Source organism: Microcoleus sp. F4-D5 (assembly GCF_036704885.1).
Taxonomy (GTDB): Bacteria; Cyanobacteriota; Cyanobacteriia; order Cyanobacteriales; family Microcoleaceae; genus Microcoleus.
Window position 1 is genome coordinate 55,252 of record NZ_JAUBSX010000032.1, and the last position, 23,445, is coordinate 78,696.

Genomic DNA, 23,445 nt, shown 5'->3' on the forward strand with positions numbered 1-23,445 from the left:
TCTTCTTAGCAAACAAAAATGGAAGTTTACTGCACCCGCCCGGGCTGCCCGCGCCCTCAAAATTATTTTTCCGACCTCGATGACAGTTCGCTGCTGAAAACGGTGCAGCAAAAATTTTGCACGACTTGCGGGATGCCCCTGATTTTGAGCGGGCGCTATTTGCCCGTGAGGTTGTTGGGTCAAGGCGGTTTTGGGGCGGCATTTTTGGCTAGAGATCGTTATACTCCGGCGATGCGGCAGTGCGTTGCTAAACTTTTGCAGCCGTCGGCAAGTCTGACTCCGGCACAGCTAAAAATCGCTCAAACTCTGTTTGAACGGGAAGCGGCGGTGCTGGAAGAACTGGGCAACGAACATTCGCAAATTCCGAGTTTGCTGGCTTTTTTTGAGCTGACTGTTCCGAGTTTGCAGCCGGGAAAAAACGATCAGTTGTTCTATTTGGTTCAAGAATTTATTGACGGTCAAAATTTGGAGGATGAACTAGCTGTTAAAGGCAAGTTGTCGGAGACCCAGACGGTGGAGGTGTTGCGGGAAATTTTGAAGGTTCTCGATTTTGTGCACTCTCGCGGTTCGATTCACCGGGATATTAAACCTGCTAATATTATGCGGGGGAAAAACGGTCGGCTTTATTTATTAGATTTTGGGGCGGTTAAACAAGTAACACAAAGTGTTGGGAGTGCAAAAGCTTCGACTGGGATTTATTCTTTGGGTTACGCTCCGCCAGAACAGATGAGCGGCCAAGAAGTTTATCCGGCAACGGATTTGTATGCTTTGGGTGTGACTTGCATTACTTTGCTCAGCGGTTTGCAGCCGGCGGAGTTGTTTGATAGTTACAGAAATGAGTGGAATTGGCATTCGCGGGTGCAGGTAAGTTCGCGTTTGGCTCACGTTCTCGATCGAATGTTATTATCAGCTCCCAGCCAGCGCTTTCAATCGGCAGCGGAGGTGGAAGCGGCTCTAAAATACAATTCTCAACAGCCTGCGAGGGTCGTGACACCGCCGACAGTCAGGACTCCGACTCCCCTACCGACTCAGCAGCTACCACCGACTCAGCAGCCTCCTGTGCCTGTTCCTGCAACTCCTCCGTCTGGCCTGCAACCTTCGCCGAGAAGGGCTTTTTCTATTTGGGAGGTTTTGGGAGGGGCGGCGTTTACGGGTTTTGAGGGTGGGTTGCTGGCGATCGCCCTGAGGAGTTTACCGCTTTCTCCGAGTGTTGGTATCGGATTGTTGGGTACGATCGTGGCGGGTTTGATTTACGGGCAGTACCGCAGGGCGATCGAACAAACTGAGATGTTGATTATTGGTGCAGGTACTCTGGCTTTGCTGTGGTTTTTCCCGGCTTTGCAGACGGCGGCAGTTGCGATTTATCCTAATTCTCCAATTACTGGCGTGTTTTTTGTGGGATGGTTGGGTGCTTTGGGGGCGATCGCTGCAACAGCTATTTTTCGGTTGATTTATAAGTTGCTTTATCATATTTTTTAAGCAGCTACTTAATGACTGATAACCACATTCCTGGACTCACTACTGCTATTATGTAGCGTGCGCCGGGCAGCGCGCCTTACCGCTATTATTTAAGTTTTGGAGAAATGACTAATGACTAATGACTAATGACTAATGACTAATGACTAATGACTAATGACTAATGACCAATGGCTTTCTTCAGTCTTGCTGGGTGGTAAACTGGCGGGCACCGATTAAAGAAAAGGCGATCGCAGCTACTAACAAAATCGGTATGCTGTACCAAGGAAACTTTGCTATATCGTAAGCAGCGGCTCTCAATCCAATGCTTGCATAAGTCAGCGGCAACAGATAAACTATTCCTTTTAGGGCTACCGGCAGCGTTGTGGGGTCGAAAAATGTTGCTCCTAAAAATGACATCGGAGTTATCAGAAAATTGTTGTACAATCCGACTGATTCGATAGATTTTACGGTTAAACCTACTATCACTCCCATGCCCGCAAATACAGCAGAGTTGAGAATTATTACTAACAAAAATAGTGGATTCAGAAAGACGAGCTTTTGAGTAAACAAAACTGCCACTAAAATTACCGAAACAGAAGTCAGCATTCCCCGCAATATTCCTGCTAGCATTTTGCCCGCGTGCAAAGCGATCGGGTGTACTGGCAGCAACAGCAATTCCTCAAATGTTTTAGTATAAAGGCGTTCGCCGCAAATCGAAAATACTGTGCCGGTAAAACTTACAGTCATTGATGAAAGTGCTACCATTCCCGGCAGCATAAATTCTAGATAATTCCCGCCAATTGCAGGTTTAGGCAAGGAACTTCCCAACCCGAAACCAAAAGCTAAAATGTAAATTATTGGAGATACTAAACCAGCGGCGGCAACTGGCACGATTCTGACTCGCAAATCTAACCATTCTCCCCAAAACACGGTGATTGTGTCTGTTAATATAGTTGTCAGCAATGTTTTTTTCATGATTTGGTACTACTGTCTCCCTATAGCGGTACAGCTATTAATGTATTAAATCTTGTACGTTAGTTAATAAGGGTAATGCGTGCACTGCCTACCTACACATAATTAATTTATTAAATTGCGTGCGTTAGTTAAAATTGTAAAGTTAAAATGCCAAATAATCAAGGCTGCTGCACTGTTCTATTTTCGTTTCACTTAAAGGCAATTTACCTAATTCTACTTTTTCCTGTTGTCTGTTCAACCAAATTGCTTTTAATCCAGCGGCTTTAGCGCCGCAATAATCTGCTTTGAAGCTGTCGCCGATATGCAACACATTCTCGGCAATACAGTTGTGCTTTTGCAAAGCAGCGGTAAAAATTTGAGAGTCGGGTTTTGCTGCACCAACTTGGGTAGAAATTGTCACTGATGTGAAATATTCGGCTAAATTTAGTGCTTTTAATACTGCATAAATTCTGGAATCGAAATTCGATACTACTGCTAATTCAATTCCTTGTTGCTGCCACTTATTTAAGGCTGGGAATACTTCGGGATAGACGAACCAAGGTTCGGCGCTGGCAAAATGAGCGTAGAGTTGGTCAAAGAAATTAGGAAAATCGGAAAATTGGTGATAAACACCTGCTATCTGGAAGGCTTTAGCGCAAACTGTTTGCCACCATTCAAATTCTAACTGGGGAATTTTTGCTAATTCTATCCCTGGAAATGCCATAGGACTTGCTGAAGCAAAGCTTTGGGAAAATGCTGCATTTAACTCTTGACTGTTAACTGTTACTCCAAAACTATTGGCTAATTGTCGGTAAACTTCGCCGACGCTGCCGCGAACGTCAAACAGTGTACCGGCGGCATCTAAAAAAATAATTTTGGTCATTGTCAGTTGTTAGTTGTTGGCGGATTTATCACACCGGAATGATTGGCAATATTGCCTGCAGGTTCAAATCGACCGCCTAAATATTTGGCGAGGAATTCTTCGGCGATCGCATAAAAGTGCAGGCGATTTTCCGGCCGCGCAAATCCGTGTCCTTCGTCTGTATACAGCACGTATTCTACAGGTTTGCCGGCTTGCTTCATGGCATTGACAATTTGCTCGCTTTCTGCTAATTTAACTCGCGGGTCGTTGGCACCTTGGGCGATGAGTAAAGGTTTCTGAATTCGATCGACAAAATATAAAGGCGAGATCGATTTCAAAAACTCTGGTTCTGTTTCCAAATTGCCCACGCGGTGATACAGACTTGCTTTTCTCGGTTCCCAGTAAGGGGGAATAGTTTGCAGCAGCGTAATCAAATTGCTTGGCCCGACAATATCGACGGCGCAGGCAAAAACATCGGGACTAAAAGTCAATCCCACTAAGGCGGCATAACCACCGTAGGAACCGCCCATAATCGCAATTTTATCGGGTTGGGAAATTCCTGTTTCTATAAGCCAATTCACCCCATCTAGCAAGTCGTCGTGCATCTTAGCGGCCCATTCGCGATTGCCGGCATTGAGAAAGGCTTTGCCGTAGCCGGTGGAACCGCGAAAATTAATTTGCAAAACGGCGTAACCTCGGTTTGCCAGCCATTGGGCTTGTGGATTGTAACCCCAGGTATCGCGCGACCAGGGACCGCCGTGTACTAGCAAGACTGTAGCTACGGGTGTGGCGACGCCGACAGGTTTTGTTAGGTAGCCGTGAATGGTTAAACCATCTCTTGCGGTGTAAGAAATGGGTTCCATTGATGATAGCGGTAGTCCTTCGAGTTTGGGTTGGTTGCTGAACAGGAAGGTGCAGGTTTTGGAGGCGCGATCGTACGCATAGTAGTAAACTGGGCCGTCGTCTGTCATGTAAGCGACTAGCCAACTGGTATCGGCGAGGTTGCGGCTGGTGATGGAGAATTCGCCGGGGCCCAATTTGCCGATCGCCTCAAAATCCTCTGCTATGCTTTGGTCTAAAATCTGCCACTCTTGCTTGTCCTTGTAGAAGGAAACCGCCTGAATCTCTCGCTTGGTCGGGTGTATCAAAATATTGCTGACATCGTATTCTGGGTCAGAGGCGAGATCGGTTTCTTGTTTGGTTTCTAAGTCTAATGCGATCAAACGTTCGGCGTTAGCATCGTGATTGCCCGTGATGTAAAGAATTTTGCCGTTTTCTGAGAACATGACGGCACCGCCTTCGTCGTCGGGGCCCCAGGTTCGCAGGCTTTCCCAAGACTTGTCCGCAGTTTCCCGAAACACCAATTCTGAACCGCCGTCGGCAGTTGTGGCTGTGGCGGCCCGCACTTGGAATTGGTCGTCAGCAGTCCAACCGACGATGTTACCTGGGTTGTCGGTGTCAAATTCAACGGCACCATTTTTGAGGTTGATGCGGTAAACGTCGTGTTTGCTGCGATCGCGGATGTTCATTCCCACTAATATTTCATTGGGGAAGTTGCGGTCAAAGGCGATCGGCTGAGCTTGAACGCCTTGAAATGGTGTCAAGTCGCGAACCAGATTTGAGTGGATATTGACTGAGAATAAATGCCAGTTTTCATCACCCTCGGCATCTTGGAGGTAAATTAATTCTTCGCCGCTGTAAGTCCAGAAAAAGAGGCGGATGCCTCGTTTTTTATCTGCTGTCAGTTGGCGATCGTCTGCTTGACCGACGGTACGCAACTTCACTTGCAATACGTTGTGTTCGTCGGGTGCAATGTAGGCGAGATACTTGCCGTCGGGTGAAAGTCGGGGGCTAGTTTTTTCGGGGTTTCCGAACAGAATTTCTCGCTCGATTAGGGGGGGAAGTTCTGTTTTTTGCTGTTGAGTTGTAGGAGTTTGCATTGTCTATTTTCCCTAAGATTTTCTCTAGGAACGGGCATCTTGCCCGTTCCACAAGAATATTGAATTTTTGTGCAACGGTCCGAAAAGCCTGTTGCCGATCTATTTGAAAAAGCATCGATTAGCTTTTAAGCAACTCTTGAATCGGCTTGCTAATCCAATTGAAACCAACTTTTAATTGATGGTCAAATGTTGGCATCCGATAGAGATAAGCTAAGCGGCGAGCAATGTGTGCTAGTTGTCCGTCGAGTTTAATTCCTAAACCGGCTAGGGTGGCGTTGTCTATTCCTAATGTCATCATTTCTCCTAGCGGCTGATAGCGGAAAGGAAGCAATGGGCGGCCGGTGAGGGAGGCCCAAATGTTCCAGGCGGTGTAGTCAGCTTGCTGGAAGGCTGTTTGGGCTGTTGCGGGGACTTTTTGACCAGTTGCATCGTGACATTCAGCTAGGTCTCCCAAGGCAAATATATCTGGATGGTCGATAATTTGCATTTGGGAATTGACTGTTAATTGACCGCGGCGGTTTTGTTTGAGGGGTAGCGATCGCACTGCTTGACTAACTTGAGTTCCTACTGTCCACAATACTATGTCTACGGGGAGAACATCTACTTGTCCTTTGTAAAGTAAGGATATTGTGTCCGATCCGATCGCCTCTACTTCTGTTTCTAAGTCGATCCACACTTGCCGTTTTTCTAAAGCTTTGCTGGCGGCTTCGCGGTTAAACTCCGGCGATGTCCGCAGAATCCTGTCGCCTTGCTCGACTAACCGCACGCGACCTTTCTCTCCGAGTCGATCGGCTAATTTACAAGCTAATTCTACTCCCGAATAACCGGCCCCGACGATCGCCACCCGAATTTTATCGGTATTGCTGGCTTCTAAAAACCGCAGTCTTTCTTCTAAGCGGTAGGCGTCGTCGAGGGTGCGAAACGAGTAAGCGTATTCAACCGCACCCTTGACCATATCTAGGGGAGTTTCGCCGCCTAAAGCTAAAACCAGGCGATCGCACGGAATTTCTGGCCCGTCGTGCAACTGCACTCGCTTTTCCTCCAAATCGATCCCGGAGACAGTACCTTGACAAAAGCGCACACCTGTGTTTTGCAAGAGTTCTGCAAACGGCGGGGCAATTTCCCAGGTTTGGAGTTCGCCGGTCAGCAGTTCGTACAGCAGGGGAACGAACAAAAATCGATCGCGGCGGTCAACTAGAACAATTTCGGGTTTTTCGGTTGTGGAGAAGGGTAACTGACTCAAGCGCAGGGCTGTGTAGAGTCCGCCGAAGCCTCCGCCGAGAATGCAAATCCGGGATTGTTGTTGAGTCATGATGTTTTGTTTGAGGGGCTCACGGTAGCAAGGCAACTTATCTTATTGTAACGAGACGGGGAGTGGGAGAGGGGGAGAGACGGGGAGTCGGAGAGTCGGAGATTCGGAAAATTTTCCCTCGAACCTCCAACCTCCACATCCCTGGGTTAAATTCGTTGAATACATTAAAACTGTTACAGAATCCGTTGCCGAACTTCCCTCTTCCCTCTACATCTCTAGCTTTGATTAGCTCTACCTATTAGCCGCCATCAAATTTTCTGAATGTTCGGAGAACTAATTTTGTACTATATTAATTGATAGCGCATAATTATGCAAATTAAATTCACTTTTTATACGGTCATCTACTCTAACACTTGCCACCGCACTCACAAGTGAAAAAATCATGCAAATTTCCTCCAATTCTTCTAAAGTTAAGAACGGCGATCGCAATAACGGAGACGGCCCATGTTTGTTAAATAGCGAAGAACGATATAAAAATTTAGTAGCCAATATTCCCGGTGCTGTCTACCGCTGTACCTGCGACTTTACGGGCGAGGGGAGATTAACACGGACAATGGCATTTTTGAGCGATGCCGTTCAAGAAATATCAGGCTATCCATCTTCTGATTTTATCAACGATCGCGTCCGTTCTTTTGCCAGCATTATCCATCCTCAAGACCGCAAAAATGTGGATGCTACTGTCAAAAAAAGTGTAGCAACCAGAACTCCGTACATCCTTGAATACCGGATTGTCAGGGCTGACGGCGAAATTAGCTGGGTGTACGAAAAAGGCAAAGCTGTTTGCTGCGAGGCGGACGATGCTAGAGGAAAACAAGAGGAACAAGGGGAAATTGAGGGCTTTTTGTCGGCTGTTGTTTCGCCGGTTTCGCCTGTGGCAAATTCTCTGTCTCTGGTTGTTTATCTCGACGGAGTGATTTTGGATATTACTGAACGAAAGCGAGCTGAGGAAAACCTGCGAAACACTCAAGATTTTCTGAATGCGGTACTGCAAAATCTGCCGATTAGCGTCTTTATTAAAGATGCTGTAGAGCAAAAATTTATTTATTGGAATACTGCTAGCGAAGAATTGTTTGGCTATTCCAGCGAGGAAGTTATCTTAAACAATCCCGCTGATTTTTTGGAGTCAGAGCAGGCAAATTACTTGAAAGCACAAGATTTAGAAGTGTTGGCAACGAGAAAAGGTATTGATTTGCCAGAAGAAACTATCCAACTTCCGCGCCGGGGAAAGCGGATTTTGCACACTAAAAAAGTTCCTTTGTTTGACGATTCGGGCGCGCCTAAGTACATTCTGGGTATTGCTGAAGATATTACGGAAAGCAAAAAAACTGAAACAGAATTGTCGCGGTTGGCTATTGTGGCTCAAAAAACGCAAAATGGTGTGATTATTACTGATGCTCAAGGCTGCATTGAATGGGTAAATGAAGGATTTACTCGGATTAGCGGTTACGTGCTGGCAGAAATGCAGGGAAAAAAACCGGGTGATGTACTGCAAGGCCCTCAAACAGACCCGCTAAGTATTGCTCAACTGCGATCGGCTTTGGCTGCGGGGGTGCCGTTTAATCAGGAAATTTACAATTACAAAAAGGATGGAAGGGGTTATTGGGTGGCACTTTCGATCGCGCCTATTTATCAAGAAACGGGGGAACTCGAAGGTTTTATTGCGGTGCAAACTGATATTACCGATCGCAAGCAAGCAGAGCAAACACTGAGGGAGAGGGAGAATTATTACCGCTGCATTGTCGAGACGGCTTCTGAGGGCGTTTGGATGTTTGACAGCGAAAGTATCACGACTTTTACTAACTCTCGGATGGCCGAAATGCTGGGGTATACTGTGGAGGAAATGCTGGGGCGATCGCTGTTTGAGTTTATCGACTGCGACTGTATAAAAATAGCTGAAATTTACGTGCAGCGCAGGCGGCAAGGCATTCGCGAACGCCACGATTTTAAGTTTACTCGCAAAGACGGATCTCACTTGTGGGCGATCGTGTCGGCGACGCCGATGTTCGACAGTGAGGGCGAATTTTCAGGTGTTTTGCGGATGATTACCGATATTAGCGATCGCAAACAAGCCGAAGCAGAATTGCGCCAAACTCTCAAAGAGTTGGAATTTGAAAAATTTGCTTTGGATCAATCGGCGATTGTCTCGAATACCGACGAATTCGGAGCCATTACCTATGTCAACGATCAATTTTGCGAACTATTTAAATATTCCCGAGAAGAACTGATCGGCAAAACCCACAGACTTGTTAATTCTGGTTATCACCCAGCCGACTTTTTCAAGCAGCTTTGGTCAACCATCCGCCAGGGAAAGGTTTGGCGGGGAGAAATGAAAAATCAAGCTAAAGACGGTACATTATTCTGGTTGGATACTACGATTGTACCTTGCTTAAATACCAGCGGAGAACCCCATCAATATGTAGCAATTCGCAAAGATATTACCAAGCGAAAACACGCCGAAGAAGCGGTGCAGCTTTCCGAAAGTCAACTGAGGACTAAAAATCAAGAATTGGCGAAGGCCTTGCGGGACGTGCATAAAACTCAAAGCATGATGGTTCAAAATGAAAAAATGGTAAGTTTGGGGCAATTAGTCGCTGGAGTTGCTCACGAAATCAACAATCCGGTTAGCTTTATTTACGGCAATGTCATGCACGCTGACGATTACTTTAAAGACTTGCTAAAAATGCTGCAACTTTACCAGCAGGAATACCCGCACCCCACACCGGCAATTCAACAAGAGATAAATCATGGTGATTTTAATTTTCTGCTCCAAGATTTGCCGAAACTGTTAAATTCGATGAAAATGGGAGCCGAGCGAATTCGCCAAATTGTGCTGTCACTGAAGAATTTCTCGCGCTTGGATGAAGCGGAACAAAAACAGGTTGACATTCACGAAGGGATTGAAAGCACTTTGTTGATTTTGCAACACAGGTTGAAAGAAACCGCAGGGCATCCTAAAATTGTGCTGCTCAAAGAGTTCGGTAATTTGCCGCGCGTACAGTGTTATGCGGGACAGTTGAATCAGGTTTTTATGAATATTATCGCCAATGCAATTGATGCTTTGGAAGAGGCAATGGAAACCGGAAAGTGGGCTGAGGGGGAACAATCACCTATTCCTTCTTGTCCTTCGCCTACGCTGCGGATTTGTACGGATGTAAAGTACGAACAGGATGCTTTGATGCAGGGAGATAGCGGTATTTCTAATGCTGCGATGCGGCATCCTTCTCATATTGTGATTCGGATTGCTGACAACGGCCCGGGGATTCCGATAGATGTTCGCGAAAGGTTGTTCGATCCGTTTTTTACTACGAAAGAACCGGGTAAAGGTACTGGTTTGGGGCTGTCGATCAGCTATCAAATTGTGGTGGAAAAGCACGGCGGGCAGCTTCAATGCCATTCCGCACCGGGTCAAGGCACGGAATTTGCGATCGAGATTCCTGTAAGGAAAAGAGTTAGTTAGTCAGGTGAATTTTGCACCTGACAGTTAGCTAATTAGGTGCAAATGCTGGAATAGTTAGTGAAGGAATTAGGAAGTTATCCCATGAATTACAACGTAATTTACGACGGTAATTGCAATCTCTGCGTTACCTTGGTGCAGTTACTAGAAAACTTAGATAAAGGCAAAAATTTTGAGTATATTTCGATGCAAGATTTAGAGCAATTAAAGCGCTTTGGGATAACTTCTGGTGACTGCGAAATGGGGATGATTTTGATAGATGCGGAGAATCCAGAACGCCGCTGGCAAGGCAGCGATGCGGCGGAGGAAATCGGACGGATATTGCCTGCTGGCGAGGTGTTTGTGGCTGCTTACCGGGCAATGCCGGGGATGAAGTGGATGGGCGATCGCGTTTACGAACAAGTCCGCGACAACCGCTATACTTTATTTGGCAAGCGATCGACTACTTACAAATCTGTTTATCCAGTTGGCTGTAGGTCGATCGACAATTGCGATAGTTTGAAATAACTCACACTCAAGCAACATTGTCAAGAACAGGCTTTCCGGCCTGTTCCATAAAAATTACAATTTATTGTGGGCCGTTGCTCCGACGCCGCCTCTAAACGGATTATTAGAAATGGTGCCAAATCGTTGATATCAATTCACTTAGGATGTGCCGTCCAATCCCTGCTACAATCCCTGGAACTTAACTATTAAACAAACCGAATATCTCGCGGCAAAAGTGTTTGAGCTTTTCGGCAGACTCCGCAGCGGGTTCGGTTGCACCGACAAAACCCCAATTGTCAACGGTGGAAAAGCGCCACTGCTGACCAGTATGATCGTAACCGGCTGCCTCAACCCCGATCGCCCGCCGATATCCTTCCACCGGATCTTGGTAAAATCGGATTTGAATCAAGATGCTGCGGCTTTGCAACAAGCGGCTTCTACCGGGAAAATGGAAGCCAATGTCGATCGAATCTGGATCGACAAGTTCTCTGGTATCCTCATCATTCATCCAAGGTTTCAAATCAACTTTTGCATCCGGGAATTCGGACTTGAATAAATTAACCACCGCAGCAATTTTGCTGGCAACTTCTATATTTCTGGCTTGTTCGGCAGCGTTCACTCGAAAAACTCCTATCAAATATAGTTATTACATTTAGCTAATAATGTAACTGCATACTGCCGAATGTAGACTGCCAACAGCGGACTTTTTCAGAAATAATTAGGCATTGACAAATTTTCATATATGTGTTTTACCATTTTTAGCCGAGTCTCGATCCCCCTAAATCCCCGCCTAAAAAGGGGAGTAGGGGTTGACTTTGAGCATACTCTTGTCCCCCCCTTATTAAGGGGGGTTAGGGGGGATCTCCGGGTTTTAAAACACGCCATAGTTCCATAATCTTAATTGAGGGGAAGTGCGATCGCAAATTCCGAACCTTCTCCCAGCACCGATTCGCAAGTTAGTTTACCGCCGTGGGTTTCTTCCACAATTTGCCTGCTGATAGACAACCCCAAACCCGTACCTTTTCCTACTCCTTTGGTAGTAAATAAATGGTCAAATATTTTCGACTTCACCTCCGATGACATCCCTTGACCGTTATCTTTGATTTTAATCACCACGCTGTTGCTATCCTCCGAGAGTTGAGTGATAATGGCGATCGTATTCGGTAAAGCTTCAATTTCCGCGTAAGTGCGGCCCTGATTGAATTCCTCAAAACAGTCGATCGCATTTGCCAGCAAATTCATAAACACCTGATTCAGTTGCCCAAAATAACATTTAACTGGCGGGATATCTCCGTATTCTTTGATAATTTTAATCTCGGGGCGAGTATCTTTAGCTTTCAGGCGATACTGTAAAATCATCAAAGTGCTGTCGATGCCCTCATGAATATTTGCTGACACTTTATTCGCACTGTCAGCGCGGGAAAAAGTTCGCAAAGACTTGCTAATATTGCTGATGCGATCTGTACCTGATTTCATAGATAAAAGCATTTTCGGCAAATCTTCGATTAAATATTCTAACTCAATCTCCGATGCTTTATCCTCTAATTCATCTCCAGGATTAGGAAATTTTTCTTGGTAAAGTTGTAAACAATCAATCAAATCTAAGCTGGCCTCAGCAGCAGCATCAACATTGCCCGCAATAAAACCGAGCGGATTGTTAATTTCGTGAGCAACCCCTGCAATCAAGTTGCCGAGAGCAGACATTTTTTCGCTTTGAATCAGTTGCAGTTGCGCCTGTTGCAGTTCATGGAAAGATTTTTCTAACTGTTGAGATTTTTCTTGCTCCCGCGCGTACAAACCAGCATTTTCTACAGCAATAGCAACTTGAGAAATTAACACTTTGAACACTTCTACTCTCTCGGCAGTAAATGCTCCTACCGTCAAAGCATTTTCTAGATAAATTATGCCGCGCCCCTGAGATTGATAAATAATCGGCAAACAGAGAATTGATTTTGGTTGATATTTCTGAATGTAGGTATCTACATTAAAAGGTTCGGCAACAGTAGCATTGTCTAAAACCAGATGATTTTGACTGCGGTGTACGTAATTAATCACACACAGGGGTACATCTTGACAATTTTCTACGGGAATAGACGGTAAAAGTGTCACTTTATCCTCCGCAAAACTGCCAGTAGCTTCTATGCAGAGGATATCGTTTTTCAGCAGCAGCAGCACTACTTTTTGAGCCGCCGCATTTTCTAAAATAATTTTGATTAATTTGGTCAACAATTTTTCTAGAACAATTTCACCGTTAATAGCTTGCGCCGACTTAATAAAAGTAGCTAAGTCTAAGAGATCACCTAAACTACTACTCGTAGTATTTCCAGTGGTAGTGCGGGTGACATCGAGAGTTGGGGTTTGAATTGTGCGCGTCTGTGCTGCTAAGAAAGGATGTGTTAATTCCAAGTGCTTAACTTTAGCTATGGCTCCCCAATGGATATATCCATAATAGGCTTTAGTCAGATATGCTTGAGCAACTATCTTTTTACCCAAAGCTTGATAAAATTCTCCTGCTAATTCATAGGCTAATGCTTCCTCTTGAATGTAACCGTTTTTCGCGGCTCCATCAATTGCGCGATCGTACAATTCCATTGCTTGGGTATTTTGCCCCAAAACTCGCGCTCTTTCCGCTGCTACCAAGTCGTATTTGTGTTGATAATTCATCGGAGCATGAACTGCCCATTTTTTCATCTTCTTTTGGTTTTGCAGCACTTTTTCCAAATATTGCTTTTGTTCCCCTTTGCCAGTTGCTGGATACAAAGCTATCATACTGAGAGAGGAGTAAAAATTATTCATAGCAACCACCTCTGATCCGGCTACAGACTCCTCATGTTGCTCAAATAACCTTGAATTTTCTAATGCTTGCGCGTAGTTTCTGAAGATAAAATTAAGCTGAGTTTTGGCCTGATAAACCAAACTAACTAAAAAAAAGTTTTTACATTCTATTAAAATGGGGAGCGTGTTGACTTCATTAAATCTCTCACCGACTAAATGACAGGGTTCGACAGCTTGACCGCGCAAATTGAGGGCTGTCTGCCTGCCTATACTTATATACTGTACAGCCATTTCAAGTTGAGATTGCTGCATTAGTTTCATATATTTACCAGTCTCCCGATCCACCAAATCTAGAGGCTCTCCTATCGACAGTTTTTTTAAGCAATATGCACCTATAGCATAACCAGCAAATTCCAAATCTCCAGTTTCCATCCCATTTTTAAAACCTTCTTTGAGATCGCCTAAGCCTGACTTGAGAGGGGCTTTCCAGTGGTGAATAAAAGAACCAAATGTTGCATAAACTCTACTTTTGATTGAACGGGAGGGAAATTTGTCTAACAGCCTAATTGCCAGTTGACCGAATTGGTATGCCAAACTAATGTCCCCTAGCTTGCACATAACTACGCCATAATAAACGTAGGCAATACTTGCATAAGGCGAATTACCGTATTTAATACACAGCTTGACCATCCTAAATGCCAGCAGCGGTATCAGTGGGGGTTTGGCCTGAATAGCACTGCTGAGAATCCCTGATAAAATCCGCATGGCTGCTTGTTTTTCGGGATCGATCATTTCTGGCAAGTTAGCTAAATCCTCAATTCGTTTCAATCCTAAGCTCAGTTTGGTATTACTCAGTCCCGCCGCAATATTTAGCGCGTTGGGATTTTGAGGAAAAGAAAGACCTAACAGTTTCAGCACTTCCAGTCCTGTATTGAGTGCTTCTACTACTCTATTTTGAGCGTTATAAGACTGGATTTGAAGTTCATAAACATTCACTTTTTCCAGTAAGGTTTTAGCTTTGTGCAGTACAATATCAACCATATTTTTTGATTCTTCATAGTTGATGTTTAAGTATTCAGCTTCTGCAGTTGACTCGTAAATTGCTAACGTTAAGTCATAGTGGCTTTGCCAAGAATTCGCTGGCAATAATTCCATAGCCACCCGCAAATACCTAACAGCAGCTTCACAAGCAGCAGCCGCTTTTGCCTTGCGTCCAGCAGTTAAATTTAATTGTGCCAACTGAGTTTTTTCTGACTGTTGGCTAATCGTGTTAATTCCGACATTCAATTGATTGACGATATCAAAGATGTTTTCTTCTAGCTTGTCTGGTGGAGTATTGTTTAACAGTAATTGACCGATTTTTAAATGGGTGGATTGCTTTTGGTCTTCGGGAATTAGGGAATATGCGGCTTGCTGAACGCGATCGTGCAAAAATTTGTAACTAACCCGCGAAGTGTCTAACTTGAGATTGATTGATTCGGCTCGATCGAAAACTAAAGGAATGCGATAAGCATCGCTCAATGGTAGAATTAACCCAGCTTGCAAAGCAGAATAAAGTTCAGTTGCTGTAGTATTAGCTGACTCTTCGCTGACAAGTGACAGCACATCTAGAGCAAATTTATCTCCCACGCAAGCTGCTAGCTTCAACACTTCTTGCGTGGGTGCGGGCAGCTTTTCAATGCGAGAAGCTACCAGTTCCACCACACTTTTATCGGTGATTCCAATGGCTTGGATTTCATCGATACTCCAATACCAGCCATTTTGACTTCCCTCATGTGTAATTTGATTAAATTCAAATTTTAAAAGAGAGTCTTGATAAAGTGCTTGGAGTAATTGGGTCAAGAAAAAAGGATTGCCGCCCGTTTTATTCCAGATTAACTCGGCTAGATTTGTTACTTTTTCTGTGCAAGTGTTAAGTGTTTCAGTGACTAATTCCGTCACATTTGCTAAATCCAGCGGTTGCAACACGATATTGTTGACTATTGTACCAGTTTTTTCAATTTCTTCTACAGTCTGAATTAAGGGGTGGGTCGGACTAACTTCATTGTCTCGATAGGCACCGATTAGCAACAAATATTCTTGGTCGGGGTCAGTTATCAGTATTTGCATCAACTTTAATGTTGCTGAATCTGCCCACTGCAAATCGTCTAAAAAGATAACTAGGGGGTGTTCTTTTTGGGCGAAAACGCGAATAAATTCTTTGAATACCCGATTGAATCGATTTTGGGATTCTACGGGGGGGAGTTCTGGGACTTCTGGCTGTTTGCCGATGATTAATTCAACTTTTGGAATTACGTCGGCAATTACTTGGCCGTCTGTTCCCACTGCTGTTAAAATTTTAGTACGCCATATTTCTAATGAAAGTGCACTTTCTGTTAGCAATTGCCGCAGCAAGGAGTTAAATGCTTGGATTAATGAGGCATAGGGAATGTTGCGTTTTAATTGGTCAAATTTGCCGCTGATGAAATAACCTTTTGACCTGGTAATTGGTTTGCTAACTTCGTTGACTACGGCTGATTTACCGATGCCTGAGTAGCCTGATACTAGCATTAATTCGCTTTGGCAATGGGCGAATTTTTCTGTATTTTGGTTTGGTGGCAAAGATGCGGCTGAAAGGGTTTCTGCATTGGGGCGGGCGGGTTTTTCTGTATTGAGGTTGGGTGGCAAAGATTTGGGTGAACCCGTCCCTACACGTTCAAATGCTGCTAATAGTTCGTTGACTTGTTGTTCTCTACCGTACAATTTTTGGGGGATTAACAATTGGCTGAGAATATCTAAGCGTCCGGGGATGAAGTCGGCAATTTGTCCGGTGGTTTCTAACTGATACAAACAAATTTCTAAGTCTGCTAACAATCCGGTCGCACTTTGATATCTATCTTCGGCATTTTTTGCCATCATTTTCATCACTATCTCTGAGATGGCGACAGGTATTTCTGAATTGATTTGATGGGGATATATTGGTTGAACTGCGATGTGGCTGTAAACTATTTCTAAGGGGTCGTTGCTGCAGAAAGGCAATTTTCCTGTCAGCATTTCATATAATGTGATACCAAGGGAATAAAAGTCTGTGCGGTAGTCGAGGGTGCGGTTCATTCTCCCGGTTTGTTCGGGCGACATATAGGCTAATGTGCCTTCGACTGAGTTGGGATTGTTAAATTGCGGGTTTTCTTTGTTGAGTTTTGTAGCAATGCCGAAGTCGGTGATTTTTACTTGTTTTGTTTGCGAGTTAATTATGATGTTGCTGGGTTTGATGTCTTTGTGAATAATGTGCTGAAAATGCAGGTATTGTAAGGCTTTAACTATTTGGATGGCGATGTTTAAATTTGCTTGCAGGCTTAAGGTTTCTCTTTCCAGCAGTTTTGCGAGGGATTCGCCGCCAAAGTCTTCTAAAACGATTCCTAATCGGTGGTCAAATGTTTCAATACTGATGGCTTTGACGATTTGTTCGCTGTCTAAATTTTGGCGGATTTGATATTCGTGTTTGATCCTGGTAATGGCTTCTAGGGTGGGATATTCGGCTTTGAGGACTTTCAGAATTGCTGCTGGCCCGTCTGTCGGTGTTTGTCCGCGATAGACTATTGTTTCGACGCCTTCGTGCAGAGTAATATTGATTTGGTATTTGGAGAATTTCAACATAACTTGAATTATTAATTACAGGCTCTAATTTTTAGAAGATTAACACTACTTGAGCTTGATTAGCTGTGATTCAGATCGTGTATTTTTTGCTCCCAAATCACACCGAAGATACACTAAGTGACAACGCGGCAGTGTTCGCGGGTGTCAACAAAAATCTTAAATATGTAATATCGGTCTTGTGTGTGAGTCCAGAATGATTTCGCTCCGCCCTTTTTAAGGGGATGGGAGCGATCGCGCTGGGCCTTAAACAGGCAATTGAGCGGGTTCTCAATCGGTAACAACCGTAACTTCACAGATAGTAGAAACTGATTCTGGATCTGGCAAAATACGCACGCGGGCAAATTTCAAACCGCTGACTCCTTGTTGTGATTCTACCGTGCCAGTCTGAACTTTTGGTTCTACCCAACCTTCGCGAGACAAGTAGCGCAAGTATTGTTGGTACTCTTCCCATTCGTCTTCGGTTGAATAAACTACTGTTAACATTCCTGGCTGGGTAATCCGCTCTTGTGCGTCTTTGTCAACCGCTTTTTCGATCCGCTTTTTCACGAGTTCGTAGCGGATGTCGCGAGTGCCTTTTACGTCAAACATTTTTTCGGTGTTTTCGTTGTGAAAAATGTCGATCGTGGTATTCTGCACTAAGACTAAATGTGTGAGTTCCATGTTAATTTGAGACTCGGCTTGCAAGCGAAAAACTGCGCGACCGCAATCGCAAATTGCTCGCAGTTGTTCGTACCGCAAACTGTGAAGATGAAACTGGCTGAATTTGGGGTCGATCGATTTTCCTACATACATCATGTGATCTATGCCGTCGGTGCATTCGATGTCGCAGTAGTGGGGAAGAATTTGCTGCATTTGTTCTTGCCAGCCGGCCCAGGTTTCTTGGAGTTTGGTGCTGATTAGGTTCAGCATTTGGTCGTAGCGGGTACGATCGCTGTAAACGCAGTTGTGTTCGTTTTTACACGCTGATTGGTAATCTTCAACTGCTGTCTGAACCCTGGGACCGCACTGCACAAAATAGTCAAAATATACTTCTAAATGCTCTTTTAAATACTCGGCTGCTCGCACCTCCATATCGACTGTTACTTTTTCTTTTAAACGCTGGATGTAGTCGAGCAAGTCGAGCCGCAGTTGCTCGCCGAGGTGGGTAGTTTGTGTTTCGCAAACGGCATCAGCTATGACTAAACCTAAGCGGAATTGTTCGAGCAAATCAGTTTGAATGGCTCGGTTTCTTTCGTCGCTAGAACCGCGAATGTCCGAAATTCCGTACAGCGGATGAACATCAGCAAATACGATTGTTTCTGGGGGTAGTCCCCAACTTCGCCTTTCTGCTTCTTGAGCGAACCGCCACTCGACTGCGGGGTGGATGTTGTGAATGTGGGTAAACCGCTCTTGGATGGCTTGCCGCAGGGCTGCAATGAAGGCGGGAATGAGTTCTTGGGCGTGTTGAGCGTCAATGCCGTTGAAGTGGTTGGACCGATCGCACAACAGCCCCACCACGCCCAAAATCCGCTGCCCGCACCCCTCGCGGGTGACGGATTTGACTACCAGGGGCACCAGCAGCATCGATCGAGTTCCCATTCTCCGCAAAGTTCGCTCGCACTCGGTTTCGCAGTCCCTACGCAAGTCTGGCACGTTCCAAACTTGATTGGCTGCTGTAGCCTTCAAAAAGTGAGAAGTTTCTAGGGAGTTCATTGAATAAAGAATCGGCTGCAAATGTTCGCCGTCTTTTGCAACTAATATCTGTACCTGGTCGCCGTCGGGACGCAGCAGCAAAGTGCCGTCAGCATGGAACAGAGATCGCAAACACCGATCGATTCTCTCAAATTTGTCTGGCCGCAGCATAGAATCTGGATCGATCAATAACTGAGTCAGCCGCCGAATTTGCTCCTGGACGGTGACATCAAAACCTTCTAGCAGCAGCAAACCTTCTACGCGGTAATTATCCAACTGCAATCGATCGGCTAAATTTTCCAGTTGATTCGGCTGCATCAGCCAAGCTTCCCGTTCCGCAACAGGCATTAATCTTAAAGAAAAATCCGCAAATTCATCTATTTTTGAGTCAATTCGAGTAATTTTTAACTGTTCCGAACCCAGCCAAAATTCTATAAATTTTGCTTCTCGGTGTTTGGAGTTTTTTACACTCGCCGTGACGGGTTCGTCTAGCACCCGCAAACCGTCGAGGTCAATTTGATAAAAATGCTTCAATACCCAGTGCAAAAGGTGGCGGCGGTACAATTGTTGTACTGTTTTGCCGTCCCCATCCTCGAACAGTTCCAGCAGAAGGATCTCGGTTTCTGCAAACAAACCGTTAGTAGATTGAGTTGCCAAGGAGGTTCCCTCGCAACCGGCCAAGTGACAAAATGCCGCGTTAGCGTAACGCAGGGCAAAAGTTCCCGGTTCCATTACTGCGATTAAAACGCGGCGGTCGCCGAGAAATTGAAACAGTCGCTGTAAATCTTGTTTGCACGTTTTCAAGCGTTCAATTTCAGCAGATTGAGTGGGTACTTGACCCGCCAAAGCTTCCAGTAGCTGTTCTATACTTGGTTCGCTAGGCAGATTTTTACTGTCTTGCTCTGTTGAGACGATATCTGTCGCTGGCAGTGATTTTACGGAGTTGTTGTTTTGATGGGCAGACGATTTAGGAGTAGACATGAGTAAAACACCTGAAAGCAGTGGATTTTGCCAAATAATGTCAGCGATCGGCGATTATGGCTTTGTCAAGAACTTAGATCCTGTTTGTAAAGTTGGTGTGTGGGTATCGGAAACTGGGTTTTTTCTGCGATCGTGGGCTCGCGGGACTTTGACTTTTATTCACAAACAACCTCTCCGTCTCGACGTTATAGGTGATATTAACGTGTTTACCACCTGGTGGGTAACACCCATTATAAGCGGTAGACAGTAGCGGATAGTGTCAGCAACTAATGCTATTTGACTCAGAATCGAGATAGAGAGCAGCTTTGAGTTAAATGAGGCACAGCCGTGGTAATTGGGAATTGGTAATTAATAATTGGTAATTAGTAATTGACAAGCAGGTTAGTTGCCACTAATAAGCAAACAAACTTGCGATATAAATCAAAATATACTTGCTATTTGCCTCCACAAGAATTAACATATGTAAGACAGCTAACAGGATTTTTGGAAGGACATACTTATGGTTTTAACGATTAACAACCTCATCGGTGATCTAACGGGATTTCCTGTATTTGCTGGGGGCGGGCCGCGTTTTTTGGGATTCGCTACACCAGATGAAATTGATGTAGAGGATGGAAATTTGGCGTCTTTTCCCTGGGGAGTTTGGGGACTCGACGGCAACGATACTATAGGAGGTTCCTCGGATTCCAACGAACGTCTTTTAGGAAATAACGGCAATGATATTATCGGCGGTGGCGGCGGAAATGACATAATATACGGCGGGAAAGATGACGATCGCCTGGATGGAAATGAGGGCAACGACGTAGTGAGGGGCGACGCCGGAAATGACCTGATCTTCGGAGGGTTAGGGAACGATATCCTCCGGGGAGGGCAAGGAGACGACGATTTAGACGGCAATGACGGCAACGATTTCTTAGCTGGCGATCGGGGAGTTGACGTGCTCACGGGAGGCTCTGGTGCTGATATCTTTGTGCTCAGAAGCAATGATGAACAATTCGGAGTCAATGGAGCCGATGTCATTACAGATTTTAGGTTTGAGGAAGGCGATCGCATCGGTTTGACTGACGGTTTAACAGAACTAGACCTCCTCTTCACTGACAACAATCTGATCGCTTACGACAACGACGGAATTATTGATGATATGGTGATTATCAACCAAAGAGACGGACGGATTTTGGGGATAGTTTTAAACACCAACAGCTTTGAAATTACTGGTTCATTTGAACAAGCTAGTCCGTTTGCTTTAGCAATAAATGGTTCTCAATTCCAGTTTTTGGCTTAGTTATTTGTAGGGAATTAGACTGGCGATATATCTAGTTCCGGGTAGGATACACGGCAGTTTTGCGTAGTAGGACACGGCACTGCCGTGTCCCTACAGATAGCGGGCAATCTATCTGTATGCCACCGAAATTTTGCAGAATCCATCTTAAAACATTTATCCCTTTAGATATTTTTTAGGCTAATCTCAAAGTATAAATTAAAACTCGGTAAAGTATATATGACCCTTGGCACTCACCCCAAATTAACTGCACTCCCGGAACAGCGGTTGATGTTGCCGCGATCGATGACTTGGGAACAGTTCAAAGCTCTGGATTTATTGCTAGAGTACACTCGCAGTGTTCGCTTGTCTTACCTCGACGGATATGTGGAAATTATGACACTTTCGTCGAAGCATGAAATCATTAAATATCTGATGGCAGGAATGTTAGGTCAGTTTTTTTAGAAAAAGATATTAGTTTTAGACCGACGGGCAGCGCTACACTCCAAGGAGAAGCAAAAGGCAGCAGCAAGGAACCAGATTTATCTTACTACTTTGGCGAAGATAGACGGCAGCGAGAAACACCCGATTTGGCGATCGAAGTTGTTTTTACTAGCGGAACTATCAGCAAGCTGGAATATTACCGCCGATTTAACGTAGCGGAAGTTTGGTTTTGGGAAGACGGAGTATTTTCGATTTACCAACTGAACTTAGAGGATTACGATCTAGTTTCTCGGAGTATGCTGTTGTCGGATTTGGATCTAGAATTGCTGGGGAGATGCCTGCAAATGTCGGAAGAAAAAGAAGCTTTGAAAGTGTTTCGGGATGCAGTTCGAGGTGGTTAACCTAAAAGATCTACAAATAAAATATCGCCTAGTAATCTCAGCTATGGCGGAAATATACGAAATGTACGAAATGTCATAAAAATCGCAATCATCTAAAAACATCCAGGGTTTCGGATTTTCAGAAATTTTATTTTAATCTATACTATTCGGAGTATTAGGGCTTACGCATTTCGACCAAAGAAACCGGGTTTTTTACCGAATCTGTGGGTGATAACGGGTCTTCTCAGCAAAAAACCCGGTTTCTGGACTCCCATGCGTAAGTCATAAGTATAAAAAATCTTACTCTTCAGCAAATATCTATGAATAGGGGTTATTCGCGGTTTGATTCCTTCGCCAGCATCCTAGCAGGAACGGTAACGGTAGCAGGAATAGTTGTTTTTGCACCAGCACCAGTTTTCGCTATATCTCCGCCAGAGATTGCAAAAATAGCTGAATCAGTCACCGTTCAAATCAATGGACAAACAAGCGGTAGCGGGACTGGATTTATTATTGCTAAACAAGGCACGACTTACACGGTTTTGACATCTAACCACGTAGTTGCTGATACTACGGATACCTTTAAGATTTGCACTAATACGAAAAAAGAATATCAAGTAACCCGGAGTGTACTATTGCGAAAAAGTGACAATGACCCGGATTTAGCAGTCGTAACATTTAACAGTGCAGAATCTTATCCTGTTGTGACTTTAGGTGATTCCGAACAAGCGGTAATCAGTACAGAAATTTTTGTAGCTGGCTATCCAGGTAATAAAGCTCAAAAAAGATACGGGCCCAATCGCAATTTTGAGTTTTCAACAGGCTTTATTACCAGCCGTCCCTTGCATCAGACTCTCGGTTATAACTTGCGTTATACTGCTGTAACTAAAGCAGGAATGAGTGGAGGGCCTGTATTTGATAGAGAAGGGCGCGTAGTTGGGGTTCATGGATGGGGCGATCGCGATTATGATTATGTAACAGATACGGAGAGAAAAGTTATCACAGGTTTATCCGATACTAACACAGGCTTTAATGCAGCTATTCCCATTAATGATTTTATAGCTAAATTATCGGAAGCTGGTTTAAATCGAGGGGCACTTTTGATAAATACCTCTACAACCGCTAACGCACCTCTGAAGCTAAACAATCCCAACGATGCTAAAACTTATTACGTTCGCGGTTTAACTCGGTTTGACAAGGGAGATTTGTCAGGGGCTGTTGCCGATTTTAACAAAGCGATTCAAACTCAATCCGATTATTCTGAAGCTTATTTCTATCGAGCCCTAGCTTATTTCGATTTGAAACAAATGCCCAAGAGTATCGCTGATTATAGCAAGGCGATCGCCCTAAATGCCGGTTATGTTGACGCTTACTACAATCGGGGGCTGGTTTTGTCGGCAATGGGGGATAAACCGGGGGCGATCGCAGATTATACTCAAGTCATCCGCTTGGATAGAAACTTTGCAGCGGCTTACAACAACCGAGGATTAGCGCTTTCAGACTTGGGCGACCAACAAAGGGCGATCGACGATTTCAATCAAGCGCTGCAAATTAATCCCGGTAGCGCTAACACTTATTTTAACAGAGGATTAGCGCTGTTTCGGATTGGGAACGATCGAGCCGCATTGGCCGATTACACGCAAGCAATTCAACTGAGTCCGAATTATGCTAAAGCTTATGCCAATCGAGGCATTACGTTAGCGAGAATGAGGGATACAAAAGGGGCGATCGCAGATTTACAGCAAGCTGCTAATTTATTTGGCTCTCCTGAACTTATGGTTATAAGTTTCTCTAATCAGAAAAGCAAGCTAATACGCGATTCCTAAAGTTATTAAAA

15 protein-coding genes are annotated in these 23,445 nt (G+C 44.6%); 8 read left to right on the plus strand and 7 right to left on the minus strand.

What is annotated here, in order from left to right; all coding sequences use genetic code 11:
• Positions 1–18 precede the first annotated feature (18 nt).
• Positions 19–1,479, plus strand: coding sequence for a serine/threonine-protein kinase (locus tag QUA80_RS16655; protein ID WP_333426260.1), 1,461 nt, complete (start codon positions 19–21; stop codon positions 1,477–1,479).
• 177 nt (positions 1,480–1,656) lie between these two features.
• Here QUA80_RS16655 and QUA80_RS16660 read toward each other — a convergent pair whose 3' ends face one another.
• The 4 genes from QUA80_RS16660 to QUA80_RS16675 all read right to left on the minus strand — a co-directional run bounded on the left by QUA80_RS16660 (position 1,657) and on the right by QUA80_RS16675 (position 6,526).
• Complete coding sequence (locus QUA80_RS16660) at positions 1,657–2,433, minus strand: ABC transporter permease (RefSeq protein ID WP_333426261.1); 777 nt, start codon at positions 2,431–2,433, stop codon at positions 1,657–1,659.
• A gap of 142 nt (positions 2,434–2,575) precedes the next feature.
• On the minus strand, positions 2,576–3,295 hold the full coding sequence (locus tag QUA80_RS16665) for an HAD-IA family hydrolase (RefSeq protein ID WP_333426262.1): 720 nt from the start codon (positions 3,293–3,295) through the stop codon (positions 2,576–2,578).
• Positions 3,296–3,297: 2 nt separating this feature from the next.
• Positions 3,298–5,214, minus strand: coding sequence for a S9 family peptidase (locus tag QUA80_RS16670; RefSeq protein ID WP_333426263.1), 1,917 nt, complete (start codon positions 5,212–5,214; stop codon positions 3,298–3,300).
• Between the two features lie 118 nt (positions 5,215–5,332).
• Positions 5,333–6,526, minus strand: a complete 1,194-nt coding sequence (locus QUA80_RS16675) for an NAD(P)/FAD-dependent oxidoreductase (protein ID WP_333426264.1) — start codon at positions 6,524–6,526, stop codon at positions 5,333–5,335.
• Positions 6,527–6,908: 382 nt separating this feature from the next.
• Between QUA80_RS16675 and QUA80_RS16680 the strand changes: the two genes are divergently transcribed.
• Positions 6,909–9,983, plus strand: a complete 3,075-nt coding sequence (locus QUA80_RS16680; RefSeq protein WP_333426265.1) for a PAS domain S-box protein — start codon at positions 6,909–6,911, stop codon at positions 9,981–9,983.
• 81 nt (positions 9,984–10,064) lie between these two features.
• On the plus strand, positions 10,065–10,487 hold the full coding sequence (locus tag QUA80_RS16685) for a DCC1-like thiol-disulfide oxidoreductase family protein (protein ID WP_333426266.1): 423 nt from the start codon (positions 10,065–10,067) through the stop codon (positions 10,485–10,487).
• 178 nt (positions 10,488–10,665) lie between these two features.
• Here the strand turns inward: QUA80_RS16685 and QUA80_RS16690 are convergent, their stop codons facing one another.
• The 3 genes from QUA80_RS16690 to QUA80_RS16700 form a co-directional block, all read right to left on the minus strand.
• Entirely contained in the window at positions 10,666–11,085 is a 420-nt protein-coding gene (locus QUA80_RS16690; protein WP_333426267.1) for a hypothetical protein, read from the minus strand.
• 278 nt (positions 11,086–11,363) lie between these two features.
• Positions 11,364–16,877: a protein kinase domain-containing protein gene (locus QUA80_RS16695; RefSeq protein WP_333426268.1), complete on the minus strand. Its 5,514-nt coding sequence runs from the start codon at positions 16,875–16,877 to the stop codon at positions 11,364–11,366.
• A 267-nt stretch (positions 16,878–17,144) separates the two neighbouring features.
• A complete protein-coding gene (locus QUA80_RS16700; RefSeq protein ID WP_333426269.1) occupies positions 17,145–19,529 on the minus strand; it encodes a GAF domain-containing protein in 2,385 nt (794 codons plus the stop codon).
• On the opposite strand from QUA80_RS16700, the gene QUA80_RS16705 reads away from it, so the two are divergent.
• The 5 genes from QUA80_RS16705 to QUA80_RS16725 all read left to right on the plus strand — a co-directional run bounded on the left by QUA80_RS16705 (position 19,528) and on the right by QUA80_RS16725 (position 23,434).
• A complete protein-coding gene (locus tag QUA80_RS16705; RefSeq protein ID WP_333426270.1) occupies positions 19,528–19,779 on the plus strand; it encodes a hypothetical protein in 252 nt (83 codons plus the stop codon). The genes QUA80_RS16700 and QUA80_RS16705 overlap by 2 nt on opposite strands.
• Positions 19,780–20,028: 249 nt before the next feature.
• Positions 20,029–20,811: a calcium-binding protein gene (locus tag QUA80_RS16710; RefSeq protein WP_333426271.1), complete on the plus strand. Its 783-nt coding sequence runs from the start codon at positions 20,029–20,031 to the stop codon at positions 20,809–20,811.
• A gap of 216 nt (positions 20,812–21,027) precedes the next feature.
• Positions 21,028–21,252 (plus strand): hypothetical protein, encoded by a 225-nt coding sequence (locus QUA80_RS16715; RefSeq protein ID WP_333426272.1) that lies wholly within the window; start codon positions 21,028–21,030, stop codon positions 21,250–21,252.
• An 8-nt stretch (positions 21,253–21,260) separates the two neighbouring features.
• Positions 21,261–21,632, plus strand: a complete 372-nt coding sequence (locus QUA80_RS16720; RefSeq protein WP_333426274.1) for a Uma2 family endonuclease — start codon at positions 21,261–21,263, stop codon at positions 21,630–21,632.
• 299 nt (positions 21,633–21,931) lie between these two features.
• Positions 21,932–23,434: a tetratricopeptide repeat-containing serine protease family protein gene (locus QUA80_RS16725; RefSeq protein ID WP_333426273.1), complete on the plus strand. Its 1,503-nt coding sequence runs from the start codon at positions 21,932–21,934 to the stop codon at positions 23,432–23,434.
• Positions 23,435–23,445: the final 11 nt, after the last annotated feature.